This is a genomic window from Microbulbifer variabilis ATCC 700307 (genome assembly GCF_000380565.1).
In the GTDB taxonomy this organism is placed as follows: Bacteria; Pseudomonadota; Gammaproteobacteria; order Pseudomonadales; family Cellvibrionaceae; genus Microbulbifer; species Microbulbifer variabilis.
On sequence record NZ_AQYJ01000026.1, the window covers coordinates 298589 to 322357 of the forward strand.

Genomic DNA, 23769 nt, shown 5'->3' on the forward strand with positions numbered 1-23769 from the left:
AAAATACATCACAGAGAGAAATGATCATAGCAATCGCCTGTGGCGATCAGGTCACCGACACTTCTCTTGCGTTAAACTGCTGTTATGCGGCTACAGTGCCGGATTTATTCTCGGTATCGCCAGTCACAGAATGGTGGCCAAAACGCTCTTCGGCTATACGGTCAGCAACATGTGCCGTAGTCTCACCAGTCTCATCCGCACGTACAAACACCTCTTTCATAGTGCTGCCAATTTCTTCAATGTGCGCACGCACCTCATCAGCGTTGTAGTCGCCTTTCTGCTGGTAGTACACATCGATTATTCCACCGGCATTAATTACATAGTCCGGGGCGTAGAGGATTCCCTTCTCACGCAATGCTTCTGCGTGACGCTCTTCAGCTAACTGGTTATTTGCCGCACCGGCCACCGCACCAACTTTTAGACGGGAAATAGTGTCATCATTGAGGATCGCACCCATGGCACAGGGAGCAAATAGATCCACATCGAGGTCAAAGATCTCATCAGCGGTTACAGCAATCGCGCCCAGCTCAGTCACTGCGCGATCAATGTTGTCCTGGAAGATATCGGTAACGAACAGCTCCGCACCGGCATCTTTCAGCAGCTTAGCGAGGCGGAAACCCACATTACCAACGCCCTGGATGGAAACTTTCAGGCCGGTAAGGTCAGTTTTACCCCAGCGATGTTCCACCGCAGCTTTAAGGCCCACAAATACACCGTAGGCTGTAGAAGGAGACGGATCACCACCGTATTCAGAGCCCGCAAACAGTCCGGATACATATTCGGTGGTCTCACCAATCACACTCATGTCAGCGACACTAGTGCCGGAGTCCTCAGCGGTGATATAGCGACCACCGAGGGTATTGATAAATTCGCCCATGGCGCGCAGCAACTCAGGAGTCTTTTCCTTGCGCGGATCACCGATGATCACAGATTTCCCGCCGCCGAGCTTTAACCCCGCCATTGCAGACTTATAAGTCATGCCTCGGGAGAGGCGCAATACATCATTCAGTGCCTCACCATCATCGGCGTATGGCCACATGCGACAGCCACCCAGTGAGGGACCTAAATTCGTATTGTGTACCGCGATAATTGCCTTGAGTCCGCTCTTAGCATCTTGGTAAAACGCCACTTGTTCGTGTTTATCGTAGGCGGAATGGGAAAAAATACTCATTAACTGTTCCTCTCCGGAAGGCCGGTTCTACAGCTGGGGAACAACCACAGCCCTTATCTGTTTTTATTCAGGGGTAAGATTATATCCACCTTCGACAGATAAAGTTTGCATATTTTGCACATAACCACAAAGCAATAGCTAAATTGTCACATAAAGCATATTTTTTTAGGATAAACGACCTTGCGAAAATATAGTCGCCTAAGCGGTCAGCAATCCTGACCTCCCCTTCAACCCACCGCGCGGCCCCATTAGCACAGGGATACTTTCTTCCACTACCGGACTCCGTTACATCGTGTCAGCATGGTCTGGTAGAATCCGCGCCCAAATCGACCCGAGAGATAAACTCGATGCTGAATGCCGACGCTCTGAAACAACTTTCACAACTGAAAACAGATATTCGCTCCAGTAAGGACTTTGCCGAAGGCCGGGTACGCGGCAGCAATGGCAAATTTGGCTTCGTGGAGCTGGAGGATGGACGGGAGGCCTTTCTGCCACCCAACGAAATGGAACGTGTTTTCCCAGGTGACCGGGTTCGCGTCTGCATTACAAAGGAGAGCAAAGGCAAACTGACAGCCGAATTAGATGCCCTACTCGACAGCCAGCTGGATTACCTGGTTGGCCAATATGTACAGCGAGGTCAAGGGCACTTTATCCAGCCCACTCAGAATGGCCTGTCTCGATGGATTTTCCTGCCTCCTAAAGCAAGGGGCAAGGCACAGCCAGGCGAATTTATCGCCTGCAAAGTCAATCGTCATCCCTTTAAGGACGGGCGCGCCCAGGCAAAAGTTGAGACTGTTATCGGTAAACCAGAAATGCCTGGCATTGAGCATGCCTATGTAGTGGCCCAATACAAGCTACCTGAGCAGTTTGGTCCGGCAGCGGAGAAACAGGCTAAAACCATTTCTGAACAGATTGTCACCAATACCTCTGAGCGCACCGACTTATCCGAATTGGGCTTTGTCACTATTGATGCGGAAACCACCCGCGATATGGACGATGCCCTCGCCGTTACGCCTAGCGAAAACGGCTGGACCCTGCATATCGCCGTTGCCGACCCCTCAAGTGCTATCACCGAGGGCAGCCCATTGGATCTCGAGGCGTTTAAGCGCGCCCACAGCCAGTATCTCCCTGGCGAAACTCTGCCTATGCTGCCGCGCAGCCTATGTGAGGACCTTTTTTCCCTGATACCTAATGAGTTGCGCCCTGTACTGGTAGTACACATCGATATCGACAGCGACGGTAAAATTATTTCAAGCCGCTATGAATTTGCCGCAATTCGCTCCCAATATAAATTGAGCTACAACCAGGTAAGCCAACTCATAGAGGGAGATGAGTCCGCGGTACCGGAAGCGCAAAAAGAAAGCTTGCGCAACCTTGCCGCTCTGTATGAGGCCCGCGCCAGATATCGCGCAGGGCACTCCCTGGCAATGGAAGAGCGCCCTGACTATGAAATTCACCTCAACAAAGAGCGCAAAATCGAGCGTATTGAGAAGCAGGAGCGTAATATTGCCCAGCGCATGGTTGAGGAAGCTATGCTCGCCACCAATATCTGCATCGGAGCAAAACTGGCAGAATTACAGCAGGGCTGCTTCTCAGTACACCTGGGTTTTCGCGAAGAGCGGATGGGCGAAGTAAGAAGCCTTCTAAAGGAATTACTCCCAGAACATGCGGAAAACGATCTCAGCCAATTGCAGAACTATTTAGCGCTGGTTAAACACCTGGAGAGCCATGAAGATGCGCAAATGCGCAACCTTCTCGCAGTGCTGAAGCGCATGCTGCGTCCCGGCCAGCTCAACAACAACTCCGGTGCGCACCTGGGTCTGGGACTTGAGGCCTACGCCACCGTAACCTCACCCATTCGCAAGTACAACGACCTGTATAACCACCGCGTACTGCGCGCAGCATCTGAGAATAGTCCTGCGAAAACACTGAGCGACACAGAAATCGAGAGCCTGCAAGATAGCCTGCTCCGTGGACGCCAAGCCAATCGAGCCCTCGAACAATGGCTTTACACTCAGTTTATGCAGGATAAAGTAGGTCAGGATTTTACTGGCAAGATTGTCCTGGTTAATGGAGCTGGGCTGGGCGTACGCTTGGACCAATACGGCATTGATGGATTTGTCCGCTTGAACGGCGATAAAAAGAATCTACCCACATTTGACGGCAAACACTTAACACTCACCCACAATGAGAAAAGTTTTCAGTTAGAGCAGACCGTCAATGTCAAAGTTACTGCGGTGGACATAGATAAACGCCGCATTGCACTCGAGCTTTTGTCAGAGAGCTCGGTAACTGAAGAGGCCCCACAAAAGTAACGACGAGCAACATCCAAAGAGCCCGGCAAATGCCGGGCTCTTTCCTGTTACCTTTGGTCGACCCCATAAACAGGTTTTACAGGAAACGACAATTAATCCCATAAGAATGATTTGAGGCCACCAATGAGCAATATTGCTGAGCTGAACCCTACCCCTCTCTGGAAACACTTCGCCAAACTTTGTGAAATCCCCCGCCCTTCCAAGCATGAAGATAGAGTTGTTGAGCACATTGTCGATTTCGCCAAAACCCGCGGCCTGGATGTGCAGCTGGATGAGATTGGCAATGTTATTATCAAAAAGCCGGCAACACCGGGCATGGAAAATCATCAAACTCTGGCGCTGCAAAGCCATGTCGACATGGTGCCGCAAAAAAATGCGGATACTGAACACGATTTCCTCACCGACCCTATCAAACCGCATGTTGATGGTGAGTGGATTACCGCCGAAGGCACTACCCTTGGAGCCGACAATGGCATCGGCGTCGCCGCCATTCTTGCCTTGATGGAGTCTACAGATATCCCCCACCCCGCCCTGGAAGCTCTGCTCACCATCGATGAAGAAGCGGGCATGACCGGTGCTAAGAACCTGCAGCCAGGCTACTTCGAAGCCGATCTGCTGTTAAACCTCGACACTGAAGACGAAGGTGAACTCTACATTGGCTGTGCCGGTGGTATCGATGTCAATGCAGCTCTGCCCTACAAGGCAATACCTGTAGCAGCTGGCAGTCAGGCATATAAACTGTCTGTACGCGGCCTGCGCGGAGGCCACTCAGGGCTGGATATTGATAAGGGACGTGGCAATGCCAATAAGATTGCCAACCGCATTATCGATGCCGCCCTACGTGAAATTCCTACTTTGAGAATCGCTACATTAGATGGGGGAAGCTTGCGCAATGCCATTCCCCGAGAGTCATTTAGTACCCTCGTAGTTCCTGCTGACAACCAGGAGCAACTACAAACGGTTGTCCATACTGAAAGCGCACAAATTGCACGGGAGCTGGATAACGAAGCGGCACTGGAAGTTAGCCTGGAGAGCACCGATACACCACTCAATACAATGGATATCACGAGTCAACAAAAGCTGATTCGCGCTATTCGCTGCTGCCCCAATGGCGTGGAGCGCATGAGTACCGCACTGGAAGGTATTGCTGACACTTCCAACAATTTGGCCCGCGTGGTCACTATAGAAAAAGACGGCCAATACCGGGTTCAAATACAGTGCCTGGTACGCAGCCTTTCTGATAGTGCTAGGGATCAGCACAGCCTGGATGTAGCCGCTACTTTTGAATTGGCCGGTGCAGAAACCAAACTGGATAATTCATACCCCGGCTGGACGCCAAACCCCAACTCACCACTACTCGCGATGATGAAGGGTGTTTACAAAGAAATGACCGGAGAAGAGCCTGAAGTGAAAGTGATCCACGCCGGCCTGGAGTGTGGCCTTCTAGCCAAACCTTACCCCAATTGGGATATGGTCTCATTCGGCCCCACCATTCGCCGCGCCCACTCGCCAGAAGAGAGAGTACACATCCAAAGTGTCGCCAACTTTTGGGATTACTTTATTAAAGTTGTTCAGGCAATCCCAACTAAAAACTAAACTCCCTTTCGTGCCTATTAATTATAAATAGAATGATCCCGTTACCATCCATCGGAGTGAGCCCGGTGGATGGGCTGCTCACCCACTCCCTCTCACGACACTATCTATAGTCCTTGCTAAGCAATCACATTTTTCAGGCGCTAATAGAAAAAAGTCGATTAAAAAGACTGGGGGCTAGATAGATACTTTTTAGATTAAATTTCAATCAAAATAAGAATATGGAACTTTACATCCAACCTTCTAGTCAATACATTCACTTCAACTATGACATGGAAGAAGCAATAAAAATTTAAGTTTGTCTGTAATCCCTAAAGCGTCACAACCAACATTCATAGGTGTGGGCACTAAATTGTTAAAGGATACCGGCCACCATAGCGCTTCAGTCACAGATGAAAAGCTTTAAACCGGAATATTAATTTCTCAAGGAAGTTATATAATTTATGAAAAGTCTAATTTTAATATTTAGCATTTTTTCTCTAACAGCTTGCGGAACCGTTACCACCTTATCAAGCACAGATCTCGAAATTGCAAGAAACTTAAAAAAGCAGAAAACTAATTGTGAATCCATCCCTAGAGTTTATAGCGGGCTGTCGTACAACATGTGCAAAATGCATTCAAACAGCGAATCTTTGAATTTTGCACCGCTTCTTGGGGCCTATCTTGTTGACAGTGTTCTCTCCGCAGCCACTGACACAGCTGTCCTTCCCTTCACAATCTATGAGCAGCATAAGAGTGGAAACATATTAGTTCAAAGTAGCCAACATTAACTTGTCCGATACTAGCTACTTTCCAATTCAATCGGCCGGCGCTTAAGGGGTCGGCTGGTTTGACTCGCTGGACTATTGAAGATAATATCCACAGTATTGTCAATCTTCTTTATTGCAACCCTCACGTCTGTTTGATCAAGTAGATAGGATGCACACATCCTTAACTTTGTTGAGGGTATTAGCGCAGGCAGCTTTTCCTGTAAGCGACTCCATGATTCATCATAAGCACCCACATCATCGCAATCCACTCCAGGCTGATTAATAAGGAATTCTGCGGCATGCTATGAATATCAGCCAATTCCTTTTTAATTCATACCAAAATCATTAGCTGCCTCTTCAAAGCCCCGCATGAGTAGCTATTCTTTGCCCGGTCCATGATCCAAGGCATTGTTTATCAGATAGGTGCAAACAGGAATTTTTTATGCCCCTATGCCGAGATCCGCACTCCGAATCGAAAATCAATCGCTTCAACTTTATGCAGAGACTCAAGTAGAGAGTTCAGTGAAGTGTAGAGCACTAACCATCATACAAATACCAGGAAAATTCAGAACCTCAAGATATTCCCCAAAAACTCTATATATTATTGCTTTTAGATTGCTTAGATATCCACCATTTAGCAACATCCTCCCGACGACAAATCCAAACAGCTTCAAAGGTAATGATATAATCTAAAAATCGAGCAATAGCCATAGCCCTGGCCGGGTGCCCACTAATACGACCATGTAAACCAATACTCATCAGTTTGGGGCTTTTCTTTCCCTCCTTCCAAAGACAGTCAAAAGCGTCCTTCAACAATAAAAAGAAATCCTGCCCCGATGAAAAACCATTAGGCATTAGATATCTCATATCGTTGTTCACTAAGGTGTATGGTACTATCAATTTCTCAGATACACTGGACTGCCAATAAGGCAGGTCGTCACAATAAGAATCAGAAATATAAATAAGATCACTCTCATCATTTAGTAATTTCCTGGTATTAAGGCTCGTCCGACCCGTATACCAACCTCTAGGTGGACATCCTGTTATGTGCTTAATTATTTCAATAGTGCGCCTAATACCCTGCCGCTCATCTTCAACTGGCACTGTCTTATAATCCAACCAGCGATAGCCATGACCCGCGACTTCATGCCCCCCTGCAGAGAGGGCCTCCCCAATTTTTGGATTTAATTCCAGCGCCAACCCCGTAGCAAACGCAGTTAACTTTAACCGTCTCTCCTCAAATAGGTTTAGCAAACGCCAAACTCCAGCCCGAGCACCATACTCATACATACTTTCAACACTAAAATCCCTCTCACCTACCCGGGGAGGCCTACCAGAAATTTCATGTAAATAAGACTCAGATTGTCCATCACCATTAACCAGTGTAGATTCGGACCCCTCTTCAACATTAAGAACAAATTGCACGGCAACTTGAGCCTCATCAGGCCACTGAGGATGCGGAGGTTTACCGGCATAACCAATCAAATCTCGCTTTTGCATTAGCCTAACTCAAAAGTTGTAACGCCAAACACGCGATTATGCATAATTTTCGGTTTGGGCCCTAGATACATTCTGGCACAACCAAAAATTTCCTCCATACCGTATGCTCGGGCCAATGCCATTGCTGCAGGATTATTTTCTGGAACATCCAAGAATACTTCCTCACCTGCCGCATGTACCAATAACTGATCACAAAGGGACTTCGCTACCTGTCGATCATTTGCAAATAGAGGTCCAATTTTGAATCCTTTTCTACACCGACGCATTACTCCATACCCTTCAAGGCGACTGTCCTTTAAGTACCCCAAAGACAGGGCCTCAGGTTGAGCTATCCACCCCTGTAGAAACTTACCCCTGCAGGCAGGAAAACAAGCGCGATCATATTGGTTTAGATGATCAAAAGGCACTTGGCATAGAGGAACAACATTCCCTTCAAGGGTTTTTACCCTGCTTGAGGGCCGGCAAACAAAACGCAGGTTACGATGCGAGAAAGAAAATCCGCCCTTGGCATAGTAGCTTTGCATGTCAAAAACGCCATCTAATCCAACAGTAGACCCAGGACAGAGCCGCGCCAACATTTTATCTCTACGTATATGCCATAAGTAGTCTCCGTAGCCTCGATGTCTAAATTCTGGCCGCACAATAAAAAAACCCATAAATCCATACCTCCCATCGTAGGAAGTAATCGCTCCACCTCCTATCAGCTCCTTATCTTTTAATGCTGCAACGAATGCTTCAGGGTCGGTATTCCAAAATATTTCCGCATCATTTAACCCAGGATTCCAGCCTTCCTCTGCCGCCCAATCCACCAATAAATCCACTTCCCCTCTTGTCATTGGGCGAATAGTAAGCTCTTGAGACATTATTTCCTCCTTTTTCGCCACATGTTAAACATCCTACATTCAACATCACATCAAATCTGCAAGAGAGCCTTTATTAAACTGAATTTTCCCCATATTTAAAAAGTGGATTACTGAAAGCATTGCTCCATATGAAATACTTAACAGAGATAAAATTGAAAACACATGCATAGGAATTACACACCAAGCTTGCTTACAAAAGAAAGCAATTATTACGTAGCTTTCCAATATGTACATCCCAAGAAATACTCCCAGCACTATCAGACCAACATCCAGCTCCAGAGTGGATACCTGAACGATAGAAAATATAATAACGGTAAAGAATAGAAAATTACCAGCAAGGCGAAATCCCCAGGCAACTTTTATTCTAGGTAGTGCTACAGCCTTCTCAATATTCCTTCGCGAATGAGTCAATCTCTCTGATGCACTTTTCGAATTGAATTTACTTACCACTAAATCCGCTTGTGGTGTTTGATATATACCACCACTCACAACACCCCGTTCAAATACATCCCATCTACTAGTCAAGCAAAATCGCACCAATAAGAGACTTTTTATTATTAAACTGTTAAAAGGGCATATTCCGCCGCTTGAACAGACAATTTTATCATCATTTTCAAAAGCCGCTTCCCCTATATTGACTAGATGCTATTTTGAGGTGAAGTGAGAGATATTTCTAACATCATGAATTGTAGGTCTTATTTTGGTGCAAGAAATTTGAAAGGACTCGCCGGCTTAAATTCAGAAACAACCTCTCCCCCAAGATTCTCAGGAACATCCAGTTTCATACTCATTACTTGAGCACCGAGACTAAGGTTTAACTTATCAAGATCCACCCAAATGACTGAGGGATTGATAACCGATTCAAAATAGTAGCGTTTGGCAGACTGGTCTATCACTGAACGCCACAGTGTCGAGGCGATATTAGGCTTCTCTGGATTACTCATCCCCAGAGGAACGCTAACAGCGCGTATTTGTGAGAACACGGAAGCTAATGCATCCCTACGCGCATTGTATTTCGGGGATGACTCCAAGGCATAGCTAGCTCGCACAAACCTGTCAGCTGCACTAATAGTACCAGGCAGAAAATTCTGGCCACCAATAAGGTCCCAATAGGTATTGATAGCTAGTTGTTGTCCATAAATTGGCGAGTTTGTCATTAACGTGTATTGTTTCCCATGATGAACCTGCAACTCCCCTTTTATATATTCAAATATTGCAGAATCACCAGATGGATCAGAAAGAGCAATATGTGCGGTAGCCGGCCTGCCATTGGGCAGATCTGTACCAACCACGGTGAAAGGCTCTCGCTTCATCGCATTTACCGCTTCACTAACTGTACGAAAGTTATCCAGAAAATACTGTAACCAGGCCCCAACCGAAATTGTTGGCTTACCCCGTGCTTCCGGATTACCGTAATCCGCTTCAGCCAGATATAGAAGATTTCCCACTAAACCAGCTTCATTGATCCCATCTGAAGTCGCAGACTCATAGATACTGATCACAACAGAACCATAATTGGATGTCCACTCAATAGAGCCTCTACCAACCCCTCCGTTGCGTTGCATCCCCTTTGGAAATGCCCAGAAATCCATAGCAGCTTTAATATCACTCCAGTCCATGCTTCTTCCGGTGATATAGTTCCCTGTACCAGTTCCATATAATATCCGCGTGCAAGCTTGTGAAGATGCAGCAACCAGTAAGAGGGAAAAAAAGAGGATTGGAGCAATCCAGTAAAACAAGGGCTTGACTTCATTTAAACTATGCAATCTCACAGATATTCTCCGCTTGCTTTAGGTGTTCAATAATCCACCCTTCATCTGAAAAGCTCACTTTACCTAACAGACTCAAACATAATAAAAGTGAAAATATATGTAGAATAGTTTTAGCGCATCAGAGGTATTCAGTATGTAGAAATTGAGGTGTATAACCTCAAATCTAACGAAAACTCTGTTTAACCTCCTATTTCTGGCGTGCTTTCCAACCAACCGGATTCACGCCCCTTTCTTTTTAAGTAAAATTCCCCGTTACTGAAAATGATTACACTATGTAGGAAAGAAAACTCACGCCGATCCAAATGTAAAATGTAATAGGGGGAGAGTATGAACTCCATTGGTAGACTGGTAATTTTGGTCAGGGAGTACGAAGAGGCAATCAGGTTTTATAGAGATAAGCTGGGCTTTGAGGTATTTGTCGACTCCGAAGCGCCTCCCCTTCGGTTCGTCCATGTCCGCTTACCAAAACAGAAAGATGTAGGAATCTGGCTACTTCAAGCTTCCTCAGAAAATCAGGAGAAGAGTGTCGGAAAACAAACTGCCGGGCAACCATGCGCCGTCATTTATACGGATAACTTTCAGAGTGAATATGAACGCCTGGTGGATAACGGTGTTCAGTTTACTAAGCCCCACAGGTCTGAAGCTGGTGCAGAATTTGCACACTTTGAAGATTTATATGGCAATGAGTTTGTCCTAGTTGAACTGAAAACCGAGCTTGCTGAGTAAATTTTATGGGCCTTTGTCGATTCCCTCACTTGGGCCCGATTTGTGAAGCGGTTGCCCTCATACCGAACAGACTTTCAGATTTCTTAGAACCTTCTGGATTACCCGATACTTTCCTGAAAATTTCCTGTTTACTTCTCCTGCCCTATCACATATAAATCGGACAAGACTCATTCATTGGGTTCCAAGTTCCTGCCACCTTAATCACGATCACTGGGTGAGCCCGGTTATAGAACAAATTTTCGGCACTGGAATGTGCCATTGCTGACTTTCTGCCAGCATACACCTAAAGATAAGGAAGTTCGTTTCTCAAAGCAGCACCGAACAACAAAAGTTTAGTTGGCTATTGGCCTTCGATCAATTTGGAGTGCTCACGCTACCCTTACCGATCATTTGGAAGCATCATGAATAGAAGCCTGATTTTGCTGGTTCCCGGCTTAACGAGGGTCACCAGCACTGCTCAGCTGTCCGAATTCACCGAAGGACTTATCGCAGCAAGCGAGCGCATGCCGCTCACTCCCATTGCAGATCCCTCTATTCCCCCTGGAGTCCACCGTTTACGAGTAGCTTCGAGCGGACAGCCCCAGGAGCTGGATCTTGTGGAGGCATACTGGAACGACTTGGTTCCCAGTATTACTCAGCAAACATTGAAAACTCGGCTTGCCAGAGGATTCTCATTGATCTGGTTCTGGCTTGCCAATCTTCACATCTGGAAAGGGGTACTTAGACGTAAATACTTAACTTTTGGCCTGACGCTATCGGCTCTTGCTTTTATTGTCTGGTACCTAGGTACCATTATTTTATTTGTTGAGGCCATAGAGCCAGCCACAGACAACCCTTTCTTCTTCCTGGTGGAAAAGTTGAAGCGCTCCGTGGAGTACATTGGTGGCTGGCGAATATGGGCTGTAGCCACGGCAATAGTGGCATTAATGCCGGTCTCCCTATTAGTAGACATCTCTGATTTTTGTAAGCGCTACCTCACCAATGAACCTGCGGCCAGGGGCAAACCTGCGGTACGTTTTGAAATAATCCGACGAGTACGTGAACAATTGGAAAGCAGCCTTGCACAAGAAAAATACCAGTCGGTGACCATTGTCGGACACAGCTTCGGTAGTGTTGTCACTGTTGACCTGTTTGCTGACCTTCCCCCCATTGGAGTCCCTGTTCGCATACTCACAATGGGCTCCCTAATTGAAGTATTAGGTAAGCAAGCACCCTGGCTGCAGAATGAAGTACTTGAACTGTCCCAGCGCAAAGACTTAATTGAGTGGATTGATATCAAGTCTCACTCAGATTGGTTTGCCAGCGGATCGGCAGTACCAGATGCCCATCATTGCTATGAGCGTATTATTGGCTCATATGGCACTTTCCCAGACAAGCTGGCTGCCAGGGTACACTCTCGTTACTTTGACAATCAGGAGGCCGTGAGGCTACTGCTATCTTATTACGAGCGACAAAATAGTATCGTTAGCCATAGCGAAAAAATAGCCATAGAGCCAGCCTGAACCAATAACAAAGCGCACTGCTCGTGCCGGTAAGAAATTTCCAGAACACAACAGTCACCAACAATACACTTACAGCAAGGAGAGTAGAGATGTCAGCCAACCAGCCAATGAAAAGAGCATCGACTCTGTGCTTATTTCTGGCGATTCTTGTCAGTAGCTGTACCCAGCTTGCTCCCAGGTATGATGCGGAGCTTTATTCTGGCCTAACCGAAGTCAATGCTGAATTGATGCAATTCTTTTCCTCGGTTTCCCATGGCACCAACAAAGGCTCCTATAGCGAGAGAAGCCAAAACTATCACTCCTTAATTGGTAAAATTGATGCGCTGGCCATGCAATCAAATACCCGACCTGTCCCCGGCAAGGTTACTTTGAGAAAAATCAACAATTACCTTGACTCTACAGATAGCAATATTAGTTTTGAATCTGCACCACCAAGTGTTGCTTCCCTTGAAAAAATTTCCAGCAGTCTAAATCGAATGCGAAAGGAAGATGAAGATAAGGGACTGCGTGCTACTGCTGTTGCTCTCTTCAAAAATGAAGTTGTAATCTCCATGGACCAGGCCCTGACCTATGAATCTTTTCTAAACCGCTGAGGAATTAGACATGTCACTTGACGTTAACCAGCTGATTTCCAATATCAAAGATGCAGCTTCCACAGTTATCAATCACGATATCACCGAGATTCGCGGTTTTTCAGAACGCCAACTGGCTGCGCTGGCGCTGCAAGCAAAGCTCATCGCCAACGCAATTTTGGCCGAGGAAATTGATGATGACCTCAGAGACTACTTTCTAGACTCTCTGGAAGATATGGCCCTAAACTTTGCCAAAACTTTACGTGGACTTCTCGCAGTCACTATTGAAAAGGTTTGGAATGCGGTTGTCGGTATTATTTGGTCAGCAATAGAGGCCTGCACTGGAATTTCATTGAAAATTGCCTCTTGACCCTAAATGAGTTTTTCCATCTCACGCCCCGAAATTTTATCGTAAAGCTCCGGGGCTTCCAATTCATCAATGTATAACCCATTTTCTCATGTTTTGTGCCCTATCAGAGCCTATCCCTAATTTTGACTCCCTAAGAACGGAATATTTTTTGAGCCTCTAATCAGAATACTAAGCTCGCTTCCCCTTAACCCGTTTGATGAAGACAACCTGGGTGGTGTAGTTTCAGGCGGTGCCTGGGGGGGCGCTCCGTGCACAATATCACTATCAGTTATCCTGGATTTCTAAGTAACTTTCCATAAGCATCCAGGCAGCTCCCAATGAGCGCTGCTTGGATGCTTAAATTGGCTCACCTAAACAGTTGCCCTTTAGCAAAATAAAGCTGAATAAGCTTGTAGTTTTTTCTTACCGTGTTTTTTCGGTAAAATTTGGCATCGCTCAAACCATAAAGAGATATAGCGCGATATAACAAATAATAACACTGGGCAACGCCCACAGAGGATACACTCTATGAAGGCCCTTCTCACGGCAATACTGGCTATAACACTTTGCGCCCACTCTAAGGCTGCCGATAATCTGGTACTGGTAACTATTGATGGCTTGCGCTGGCAGGAAGTTTTTTCCGGTTACGACCAGGAAATATTGAATCACGAAAAGTTTACGGAGAATAAAGATCAATTGATCAAGCAATTTGGAGGCGAATCAGCAAAGGTAAAGCGAGAAAAACTTTTTCCTTTTATCTGGAATAAAATAGAAAAAGGCGGATTTCTGGCCGGTAACCGTGACAAGGAATCTTTTGCCAATATCACTAACGGCTGGTGGTTTTCCTACCCTGGCTACAATGAAATCCTCACCGGGCGCGCCGATCCAAAAATTAACAGCAATGATCCACTACCCAATGACAATATCACTTTCCTGGAATGGTTAAATAACAAACCAGAGTTTGAAAAAAGTGTAGCTGTTTTTGGTAGCTGGGGCGTATTCTCAGCTATTATCAACCGGGATCGAAGCGGTGTTTTTGTCAATGCAGGATTGGAACCCGCCAACTGGCCTGGAATATCCCAGCGTGCTCAATTTCTGAATGAACTGCAAGGCCAGCTGCCAGTTTTCTGGCAGGATGTACGCCCGGACGCCTTCACCTATGGGCTCGCCAAAGAATATTTAATCCATAATAAGCCAAAGATGCTCTATATAGCCCTGGGTGAGACCGATGATTTCGCCCACGATGAACAGTACCACCAATACCTCGATTCCGCCCATCGCAGTGATGTAATTCTCGCAGACCTATGGAGTACCCTGCAATCTATCGAAGGCTACCGAAACAATACTAACCTGATAATAACCGTGGACCATGGCCGCGGTAACATTGCCGAAGCCTGGCCACACCACGCCAGCGGCCCGGCACTGACTCAATATTTTGGCAAGGAAGACCACCCACACAAAAATGGCATGCCCGGATCAGATGAAATCTGGATTGCAGCACTGGGCCCGGATATCAAAGCACATGGTGAAGTATCAGGGGGCCCCACTCTGTACCAGAATCAGATTGCCGCCACAGCATTACAGTTGCTGGGTTTCACTCCCACAGATTTTTCCAGGGACGCCGGTCCAGCCATAGATAACTTAGTGAAGAAATAGCCTTTTCTGCTTCGGGGCCACTATGGCTGGCCCCAGTCAGTTCAGCAATAGAACTTGGTGCAATCGTCTCCAATCTGGCATTTGGAAACAGCTCACTAGCTGCCCCGCCCCAGTTTCCGCATAATTGTCGGCCGCACTCGTAACTAAATACAAATGGCCTGATGTATGTGGTTTAAAAACCTTCGTGTCTATCGCTTAACCAAAGAATTCAGCCTGGATGCTGAAAAATTCAACGAACTACTGGAGCCACAGGCATTTATACCCTGTGGCAGCCAGGACTCCTCTCGCTATGGCTGGGTCCCCCCCCTTGGACGCCACGGTAACCAGTTGGTCCACGCAACCAATGGCTACTTAATGGTCTGTGCCAAAAAACAGGAAAAGGTTCTGCCCGCGGCAGTCGTCAATGAAAAAGTCGAAGAGCTGGCCCAAGCTATCTCCGCAAAAGAGGCCCGCCAGGTTGGTCGCAAAGAGCGACAAAACCTGAAGGATGAAGTGTTGCTTGAAATGCGGCCTAAAGCCTTTGCTCGCTCGCGCCTACACTACGCCTATATCGCGCCCCACGATGGTTTGGTCGTAGTAGATGCCTCCTCAGCATCTGCCGCAGAGGAATTGCTGGAAAACCTCCGCGAAGCGATCAGCAGCCTTGCGGTAATCCCCCTTTCCGCCAAAAATTTGCCACAGCAAACCATGACCCACTGGCTCACCGCACCTGAAGCGCCAATACAGTTTGATTTTGGCCATGAATGTGAGCTTCGAGACCCTAAAGACAGCGGTAGTGTGATCCGCTGCAAAAACCAAGACCTTTGCGCGGAGGAGATACACAACCACCTGGTGGCGGGGCTTCAAGTCCACAAGCTGGGACTGGTCTGGCGTGGAGGAGTTGAATTCCTGGTTGACGACCAGCTCTCCCTGAAACGCGTCAAGTTCAACGATGAATTACTGGAAAAAGCCGATAGCGCCGATGCAGATAATGCAGCTCTGCGCTTTGACGCCGATTTTGCCGTAATGACCCTTGAAATCTCAGCTCTGCTCAAGGACTTGCTTGCCGCTTTTGGCGGAGTAAATATGGAGGCTGCCAGCGTGGAGGAAATAGTAGCCAAAGCCTCACGTGGAGAAGTCGATGAGCGGGTACGAGAAGTGGAAGAAGTAGCGTTCTGAGTACTTACCCGGTGCCATTCGCACCGGGAGGCCCACCGGGTGAAGCCCACTCCTACCCTCAGAATATATGTGGGCTCTTCCCCTCACTCTCTATCAGATCATATCTCTACAACAGGGCGACCTGGCTCACTCCAGAGTACGTGGTATTTCCTCTGCTCAGGCTGGTCCACACGGGAGAAAGTATGCGCGCCGAAGAAGTCCCTCTGCCCTTGTAGCAAATTAGCTGGCAGGGACTCTGTGCGGAACGCATCGTAGTAACTCAAAGCCGAAGACAGTGCCGGTACCGGAATACCATTCAACGTGGCACTGGCAACCGCCTGACGCCAATTGCTTTGGTGTTCGGCAATCTGCTGAGTAAAGAAGTCATCCAATAACAAATTGGACAGCTTGGCATCGCGCTCATAAGCATCGCTGATAGACTGAAGAAATACTGCACGGATAATACAGCCCGCCCGCCAAATACGCGCAATCTCAGAAAAATTCAGCTGCCAGCCCTGCTCTCGCGCAGCCAGCTTCATCAGGTCAAAGCCTTGGGCGTATACACAAATTTTCGCGCAGTACAGGGCATCGTGCAGCTCCTGGATTACCTCATCACGCTGCTCCACCGCTACCGGGGATACTGACGGCCCCTTTAGTTTCTGAGCAGCACGAGAGCGCAGGGTCTTACGCGTAGACAGGGAACGAGCATAAACTGCTTCGGCAATACTCGGTGCCGGACATCCCACCTCCAGACTGCTGATTGCCGTCCACAGCCCTGTTCCCTTCTGGCCGGCTCGATCCAGAATCACATCAACCAGCGGCTGCTCGGTGACAGAATCCAGGGTGGATAGAACTTCCGCACTGATATTGATCAGGTAGCTGTTCAGTGGGCCGCGATTCCATTCTCGAAACACTTCAGCAATCTCGGCTGGTGACATCTCCAGGGCACTGCGCATCACATGGTAGGCCTCACAGATCATCTGCATATCAGCGTATTCGATACCATTGTGCACCATCTTTACATAGTGACCGGAACCAATGGGACCAATATAGGCCGCACAGGGCTCTCCCTCACGTACAGGATTGCCTGGCTCAAAGCGCTCGATAGGTTGGCCACTGGCCTTATCGACCTTGGCTGCAATGGAGTGCCAAACCGGCTCTATACGGCTCCAGGCATAACGGTCACCACTAGGCATCAAAGAGGGGCCAAAACGGGCACCAACCTCGCCTCCGGATACTGCCGTGGTAAAAAAGATCAGCTTACCTTCATATCGCTTGGCGCGCTCAACGGAGTCAGTCCACAAGCTGTTACCGGTATCCACCACGATATCGTCTGCTTTAAGCCCTGCATCCAGTAGCTTGCAGCAAACATCATCTACTGGTGCACCCGCTGGCACAGACAGAATAATCAGGTGCGGCGCCTTTACTTTTGCCAACAGCTCGGTGTACGAATTGCAGGTCTCCACCCGTGCCGGCTGATCACCGCGCTCTTTCTTGTCCTGCTCCAGCAGTGCGTTGAGCCGATTGTGATCCAGATCGAAAGCACAAACCTTGTAGCCGTTGTCAGCCAGGTTCAGGATCAGGTTCTTACCCATCACACCGGCGCCGATAAAGCCAATATCGCACTGTGAGTCAGACATCAAGTTCTCCGTACTAAGATAGGGGTCTTTCAGGGGCGCGGAGTATAGCAATATGAATACGAGGCCGGGAGAGCAAAGATCCAGCGACATCACCCTAATGTACAAAAAACAACCAACAAAATATTGATCACTGACAAAAACTCAGCATGGAGTAGGTACTTTCCTAGAGGGATTAGATTGGACCAGCCCGGTATATCTTTTAGCGCCAGGGCCCTGATCACAGGCAAGTACAATAGCCTTCTTCCCTGTCCACATTCACCAGGAACAGTCATTCTGTTAACCATTACAAATGGCTGATATAACCTTAGAAATCAGATCCAGAAGACAGCTTTCACATAGCGGCAGGAAGTAGATTCCATTTATAAGAGAGATGACAACCAGAAGATCGGCTATGCCAGTTTTAACTTTTCGTTGAGGCACACTGTCGGAGATCTGATAGGTAATTCCAACCAATCCACCGGAGGGAAGTTTCCAAAAATGTTAGAGTCCCCATTACCAAGTTCAATTAAATCCTCAAAACAAAGAGTGGTATTATCTTAAATAATTCACGACTTTTATTTACCGCACCACAGAAAACCGTAAAAATTTATATCCCAACTTATTTTTAAATAAATTTGAAAATGCAGGATGTACTATCATAGTCACTTCAGACCACTTTTGGCAGTTCGCCAACATTCAGCCTTCATTCATCCCTTCGATCCCCCAGGCTACATCTTTTAATTTTCCAGGAAGTATGAACTCATCGTATAAAAAATATAAACTCCAAAATGTTTAAAATGGAAATCATTATCGCTCAACAGATCCAATATTGAGGATAACCAAATCCCACTGTGGTAAAGGCTTATTAGGTACAGAAATCTTAATATAAAATATTCTGACTATAATCAACTAAATTTGAGGATAAAGAATGTTCTTTACCGATAAAATCGCGTCTATTTGAATTATCCCTCCCCCCAATAATCGTCCCTGTTCGTCTTTAAGGATGGATGGTGTTGATACTTAAACCCTATTCAGTTTTTCTAGGCTATAAGTGGAATCACCTCCAAGCGATGATGCGCTTATTAAAAGGCGGCGGATTATAAATACCCAAGTATTGACACTACGCCTGCCGTAACTTACAAAGCTACTAGGAATATTATTATTATGAAAAAGATCCTTACCGCTGCTTCTATCTGTCTCGTTTCCCTTGGGGTTACCAGTCTAGCCAACGCCGAAACCTGGTCCCCTCCGGGTGCTATCGCCTTGGCAAATGTTGGCACCCTAACGGTTAAAAAAGGAATTTCTCTTAACTGCACACTTTCAGGCAGTGTAAATTCCACCGGCGCAGATGCTTCAGTAGGCAGTCTTGCGCTATCGGGCGGATTCCTCAATATGTGCAACAGTGTCTCCTTCAATAATCTTCCCTATGACCTGATAGGAAACGCAAACAATACAGTAACCTTAAAGAATGTTGCTGTTGCCGCCGTAACTGGTAACTGCGCTGGAGATTTAACAGGTTCTTTCGATCAATCAACAGGAAGGATCACCTTTAATAATGCTCAAATTCCGAGTGTAGGTTCAGGTAGTGCCTGTGTAATTAATGGCGTTGTATCAACCAACCCACAATCCTCATTTACTGTACCCTAAAAAACCCTCGAGGTAGCCAATTTAAAATACCGCCGGCAACCGCTAGCGGTATTTTTTATAAATAACTAATGAATTTCATTTCAAAGCATTTTCTTATTACCCTTACCTTTATATAAAATACTACTATTCAAATCCTCTTATAATGTCATGCAACATTAATCCCTCAAAAGGAAATCAGGCCCTACAATTACAGTACCTTCATAGTAGAATACGCTAGAGAAGCTATTCCCTACAACCAACCTAATCTTGAAAGAGAATAAATATCAGCTCTATTAATCTAAAAATTAATTTAATTTAGATATTAGTAAATTAGCAATCTATCAGAAGAAGACAAAGGAAAAGCCACAGTAAGTAAGAGATGAAATACCGCATTCTAACTTACTGTGACTACTCTAATCAGCAGGCCTCCGATACCGGGTTTAAAAAGTAAAAGTATTAAAAGCCTTTACTGACACTAAACCCAACAATACGAGGCTCTAAAGTAAATACATTTGTAGTAAGACCCGAATCATCACTATTTGTAAACATATCTGTAATCGGCGCATCGTCAAATATATTTTTCACGTAGAGCTGCATATACAGTTCAGAATTAGGGTTGTTCAAGCTCACAGAAGCATTAAGGTTGCTCCATGCCTTCAAACGATCATATTCTGTATTATAAACACGTGCATAGCTCTCAGATTGGCGATAGTAATCCGCCCGCAACGTCAGATCCCAGTCCTCAATAGGAATAGTATGTTCGACACCAAAATTCACAGTAAAACGCGGAGCATTAGGTAGCTCGTTACCACTCAGATCAGCAGCAAAGCCCCGCCCTCCATTTGGAGCATCAGTGAGTGGATTATAAGGATCTACACCATAAAGCAAGTCCCAGCGCGCAAAGCCCTCTATCTCTGGCGTAAATGAACCGTATAGAGCAGAGCCTGCACAGAGTGACCAAATGGCAAGCACATTGCCGGTGGCGGCAACTGTTTCAACCAAATCCACTGGTGCAATACAGTTTGAAGGAACCTGAATACTAGGCCTTACCAACATCCAATCTTCATTTCCTTGAGTGCGATTCATAACATCAATAGACTCTTCACCATCTGCGATACGAGTCTTCAGGTAGCCCATATTCATATCAACTCTGGTGCTATCTGTAAGCTGCCACGCCAGCTCAAGCTCAAGCCCGATACTCTCCGCATCAAAGTTCTCATTTAAAGAAATGCGATCAACAATTTGGGAAACTTGATAATCTGTATAATCATAATAGAAGGCGTTGGCATTGAATGTCAGACTTCCATCTAACATTACATTCTTGGAGCCGATTTCTATCGCATTAACAAACTCCGGTTCAAAGGAGTCCTCCAGGGGTTGATACTGCACTACGGTTGGATCAATCTCTGCTCGAGGTGGATTAGTGCCGCCCCCCTTATAACCGTGAGCAAAAGATAAATAAAACATGGTATCGTCAGTAAAGGGGGTGTCTACTCGCCAATCTAGTACCGCACGGCCCGTATATTCCTGCCAATTCTGAGTAACTTGATCTCCCTCTGGATATCCTCGGTGAACAAGCCCACCTGAACGCTGACCCGATATTATTTCTCCTGTTTCACTATCAAAGCTTGTACCTAACAGTAACTGGCTAGGTACAGGAGTTGATTGCTTACGGTCATCGGTGTAGCGCAAACCTGTGGTAAGTTTTACATCCTCTGTGATCTGCCAATAGGCCTCACCAAACAGGGCCCATGAGCGAGTTTCCACTAAGTTTCTGCTAAGAAAATAGTTGTGCCCCTCCTCATCAATATTCTCAAGTGAATTTGGATCTACATAAATACAATCCATATCACCCGCACCGAGCTCTGGATCAATACATTTTTCAGAAATCAATAAACCTGTATCAGGGTCTCTGGTACCGTTATAAAAATATTCTGCAATCAAACTAAACATATTATTGAATACAAAATAATCATCCTGGGTTTTAAAGTCCAGGTAGTTAGCACCTAATGAAAAGTTCCAGGGCCCATCAAAAGATGTCTGTAACCGGAATTCCTGGCTCCATTGTTTATTATCGGAGCGGCTAATATCTACTGCTAATATTCCATCAGAGGGGCCTAACTGTGGATCAGTATAAATTCCTCCAGGGGTGGGAACAAATTCAGCAGAATCATTAAAAATTGGGTCTGATACATAACGATTGTAATCTTGAGAAGAGTAGTAATCATCCTTTGCATAAGTTGATTGGGAGAAAAAAGTGAGTGAATTACTCAATTCCCACTCAAAATTCAGCTGCACTAAATCATTTTCAGCACGGAAAACTGGATCATAGCTGGTGGCAATCTCACGTAAATCCCTTGATTGCTCTGCATTTCCATAGGGATTACTGTAATAGTCGATAATCGGAAATCCAGTATCTAAATTGATAAACTGGGGTACCAACACAAAAGCAAACCCTCTTCCATTCGGCGCGCTATAGGCATCATCACTGTAAATTGATGCCGGCATACACCCCTGGCTAAAGAAAATAGAAGTAATTTCTGTTAGCTCAGTATCCCCGATCGTCGATGGTCCCGGGTCGGTGGTACATAGCTGCTTGCCAGTACGTGAGCGTTTGTCATCTTCTTCAAAGTGCTGCCAGATCAGGTTTGCACTAAAGGTTTCACTGGGTTCCCACTCAAAAATGGCACGCGTGGAATAAAGATCCCTATCATTTACATCGTTCCCAGTGTAGGTATTGGTATCAAAGCCATCACGCTTGGTCATAGCACCTGAAAGCCGCAGTGCCATGGTATCGCCCACCGGCAAGTTAAACATGCCACTTGTGCGCTTTGAGTTATAGCTACCTATTTCAGCTTTAATCTCAGAAGCAAATTCATCCTCTGGCATCACCGGCAACATATTAACCACGCCAGCAGTCGCATTTCGGCCATACAAAGTACCTTGAGGTCCTCGTAACACCTCTACTCGCTGTACATCAAAAAACTCCTGCTCGAACAACCGGTTACGAATAAGTGGTGCATTATTGAAGCTCACCGCCACCGCCGGATCGGTTGCAGCAGAGACAGCCTTGGTACCAACGCCACGAATTGAGAAGTTATAGGTACTAAAGTTTGATTTGGAAAAGTTTACGTTAGGCACCGCACGAAGTAGTTCTTCACCCCGTTCAATCTTCAGGGCATCTATATTGTCCCCCGACAAGGCAGAGACAGCGATAGGAACATCCTGAATACTCTCCTCTATTTTTTGTGCTGTTACGGTAACTTCTTCGATAGGCTGCCTTGCTCGACTACTTTTATCCTCGCTTTGGTCATCCTGAGATAAGGCTGTCAATGGCGTCGCAGTCATTACCATGCAGGCAATCGCAACGCTATACCAAGGGGTATGATTATTGACTGGATTAGTGGTACGAATCGCTTGTGCAATCAACTTTTCTTTCTTACGAAGGCTCATCATCATACTGAGTCTCTCTATATTATTTTCTCTATTATTTTTAAGTCAGCCAAACACCACCTTATCTCAGGCCTAACCAAGTTAAAGACGCAACACACTCGCGGTAGGGGGGATTAAGATTACCCGCCCAGAGAACATCAAACATAAATCAAGAACAACAAAAACTTATATTTTTAATTGATATAAACTTCCAACTTCCAACTTCCAACTTCCAGCTTCCAGCTTCCAGCTTCCAGCTTCCAGCTTCCAACTTCCAACTTCCAACTTCCAACTTCCAACTTCCAACTTCCAACTTCCAACTTCCAACACCCAAATAGAAAATAGTAGCTGATAAAAATGAATCCCCCATACAAAACAACAAATAAATCAACAACGCCTTAAACACCAAGATTAAAAAACTAATCTATTGAAATTTCCCTCAAGATGTCTCACTTAGCCTAGTCAAAATCGGCAACGTCAAACGGCCTCTTCCATTACCTTCCGAATTCGAACTAATGCACGTTGAATTAGCTCCTTTACTGACTCCTTGGAGATTCCCATGCGCTCGGCGATATCTTGGTAAGTTAAACCTTCAAAGCGATGAAATTTAAATGCTGTACCTGCTCTTGGCGGTAATCTCAGGATAGCTTGACAGACACGACGGCAATCCTGCATCCCTATAACCGTTCGCTCAGGTGTGATCACATCTGGAATATCTATCTCAGAACTAAGTGGCTCATGATATGCACGGCAGCGAGATTTCTGGTAGCGGCCATGGCTTACCAAAAGATTTTTCGCAATTGTGTAGATATAACTCCTTGGATTTCTAATATTCGTATTAGATTTCTTCATCTGAAAATGCAGATGCGCAAAAACTTCTTGCACCAGGTCATCCACATCAGAAATATTCACCCTGGAAGAAAAATATCGCCTCAACCCCAAACGATACTCCCCGACCCATGAAGCCATATCTTTTTGGCAGCTTTTGTTCATAGGCAAACAAGTATTTGGTCAATTGGAAGTGTGCCAACCGCCTAGAGCTTCATCACTAACTCGACTAGCGCTAAGCCGGTAATTAAAACTGGACGAACACCAAAAAAACTTATTTGAATTACCACAAAGCTTTCAGAGACTTATAAAATTATGACCATTAATTCACAAAACCAATCAAAAATGCAGACTGCTAG

General features: G+C 46.1%; 18 protein-coding genes. 9 read left to right on the forward strand and 9 right to left on the reverse strand.

Annotated features, from left to right (window positions below; genetic code table 11):
* Positions 1–82 precede the first annotated feature (82 nt).
* On the reverse strand, positions 83–1171 hold the full coding sequence (locus tag G367_RS0112135; protein ID WP_020413400.1) for a Glu/Leu/Phe/Val dehydrogenase dimerization domain-containing protein: 1089 nt from the start codon (positions 1169–1171) through the stop codon (positions 83–85).
* Between the two features lie 347 nt (positions 1172–1518).
* Between G367_RS0112135 and G367_RS0112140 the strand changes: the two genes are divergently transcribed.
* Together G367_RS0112140 and G367_RS0112145 are read left to right on the forward strand one after the other, a co-directional pair.
* Positions 1519–3486, forward strand: coding sequence for a VacB/RNase II family 3'-5' exoribonuclease (locus G367_RS0112140; protein WP_020413401.1), 1968 nt, complete (start codon positions 1519–1521; stop codon positions 3484–3486).
* A gap of 123 nt (positions 3487–3609) precedes the next feature.
* Positions 3610–5082 carry an aminoacyl-histidine dipeptidase gene (locus tag G367_RS0112145; RefSeq protein ID WP_020413402.1) on the forward strand — a complete coding sequence of 491 codons (1473 nt, stop codon included), beginning with the start codon at positions 3610–3612 and terminating at the stop codon, positions 5080–5082.
* A gap of 1340 nt (positions 5083–6422) precedes the next feature.
* Here G367_RS0112145 and G367_RS0112150 read toward each other — a convergent pair.
* From G367_RS0112150 to G367_RS0112165, 4 genes are all read right to left on the reverse strand, one after another.
* Positions 6423–7328, reverse strand: a complete 906-nt coding sequence (locus tag G367_RS0112150; protein WP_020413403.1) for a polysaccharide deacetylase family protein — start codon at positions 7326–7328, stop codon at positions 6423–6425.
* Positions 7328–8191 carry a GNAT family N-acetyltransferase gene (locus G367_RS0112155; protein WP_020413404.1) on the reverse strand — a complete coding sequence of 288 codons (864 nt, stop codon included), beginning with the start codon at positions 8189–8191 and terminating at the stop codon, positions 7328–7330. The genes G367_RS0112150 and G367_RS0112155 overlap by 1 nt, the downstream gene beginning before the upstream one ends.
* A 45-nt stretch (positions 8192–8236) precedes the next feature.
* A complete protein-coding gene (locus tag G367_RS0112160) occupies positions 8237–8680 on the reverse strand; it encodes a hypothetical protein (protein ID WP_157533490.1) in 444 nt (147 codons plus the stop codon).
* A gap of 206 nt (positions 8681–8886) precedes the next feature.
* The gene (locus G367_RS0112165; protein ID WP_083922725.1) at positions 8887–9963 is read right to left on the reverse strand and encodes a bile salt hydrolase; all 1077 of its coding nucleotides are present in this window, start codon (positions 9961–9963) and stop codon (positions 8887–8889) included.
* Positions 9964–10290: 327 nt separating this feature from the next.
* Here G367_RS0112165 and G367_RS0112170 point away from each other — a divergent pair, with 327 nt between their 5' ends.
* From G367_RS0112170 to rdgC, 6 genes are all read left to right on the forward strand, one after another.
* A complete protein-coding gene (locus G367_RS0112170; protein WP_020413407.1) occupies positions 10291–10689 on the forward strand; it encodes a VOC family protein in 399 nt (132 codons plus the stop codon).
* Between the two features lie 401 nt (positions 10690–11090).
* A complete protein-coding gene (locus G367_RS0112175; protein ID WP_020413408.1) occupies positions 11091–12191 on the forward strand; it encodes an alpha/beta hydrolase family protein in 1101 nt (366 codons plus the stop codon).
* 89 nt (positions 12192–12280) lie between these two features.
* On the forward strand, positions 12281–12784 hold the full coding sequence (locus G367_RS25165) for a hypothetical protein (protein WP_020413409.1): 504 nt from the start codon (positions 12281–12283) through the stop codon (positions 12782–12784).
* A 10-nt stretch (positions 12785–12794) separates the two neighbouring features.
* On the forward strand, positions 12795–13133 hold the full coding sequence (locus tag G367_RS0112185) for a hypothetical protein (protein WP_020413410.1): 339 nt from the start codon (positions 12795–12797) through the stop codon (positions 13131–13133).
* 507 nt (positions 13134–13640) lie between these two features.
* The gene (locus tag G367_RS23775; RefSeq protein ID WP_020413411.1) at positions 13641–14768 is read left to right on the forward strand and encodes an alkaline phosphatase family protein; all 1128 of its coding nucleotides are present in this window, start codon (positions 13641–13643) and stop codon (positions 14766–14768) included.
* 165 nt (positions 14769–14933) lie between these two features.
* Positions 14934–15926, forward strand: coding sequence for a recombination-associated protein RdgC (gene rdgC / locus G367_RS0112195; RefSeq protein WP_020413412.1), 993 nt, complete (start codon positions 14934–14936; stop codon positions 15924–15926).
* Between the two features lie 98 nt (positions 15927–16024).
* On the opposite strand, the gene gndA is transcribed toward rdgC, so the two are convergent.
* Complete coding sequence (gene gndA, locus G367_RS0112200; RefSeq protein WP_020413413.1) at positions 16025–17545, reverse strand: NADP-dependent phosphogluconate dehydrogenase; 1521 nt, start codon at positions 17543–17545, stop codon at positions 16025–16027.
* A gap of 1143 nt (positions 17546–18688) precedes the next feature.
* On the opposite strand from gndA, the gene G367_RS0112205 reads away from it, so the two are divergent.
* The gene (locus G367_RS0112205; RefSeq protein WP_020413414.1) at positions 18689–19171 is read left to right on the forward strand and encodes a PraA/PraB family alkane oxidation protein activator; all 483 of its coding nucleotides are present in this window, start codon (positions 18689–18691) and stop codon (positions 19169–19171) included.
* A 435-nt stretch (positions 19172–19606) separates the two neighbouring features.
* Here the strand turns inward: G367_RS0112205 and G367_RS0112210 are convergent, their stop codons facing one another.
* The 3 genes from G367_RS0112210 to G367_RS0112220 form a co-directional block, all read right to left on the reverse strand.
* Complete coding sequence (locus G367_RS0112210; protein WP_020413415.1) at positions 19607–22609, reverse strand: TonB-dependent receptor; 3003 nt, start codon at positions 22607–22609, stop codon at positions 19607–19609.
* A 167-nt stretch (positions 22610–22776) separates the two neighbouring features.
* Positions 22777–22902, reverse strand: a complete 126-nt coding sequence (locus tag G367_RS26950; RefSeq protein ID WP_281165067.1) for a hypothetical protein — start codon at positions 22900–22902, stop codon at positions 22777–22779.
* A 157-nt stretch (positions 22903–23059) separates the two neighbouring features.
* Positions 23060–23575 carry a sigma-70 family RNA polymerase sigma factor gene (locus G367_RS0112220; protein ID WP_083922726.1) on the reverse strand — a complete coding sequence of 172 codons (516 nt, stop codon included), beginning with the start codon at positions 23573–23575 and terminating at the stop codon, positions 23060–23062.
* Positions 23576–23769 lie beyond the last annotated feature (194 nt).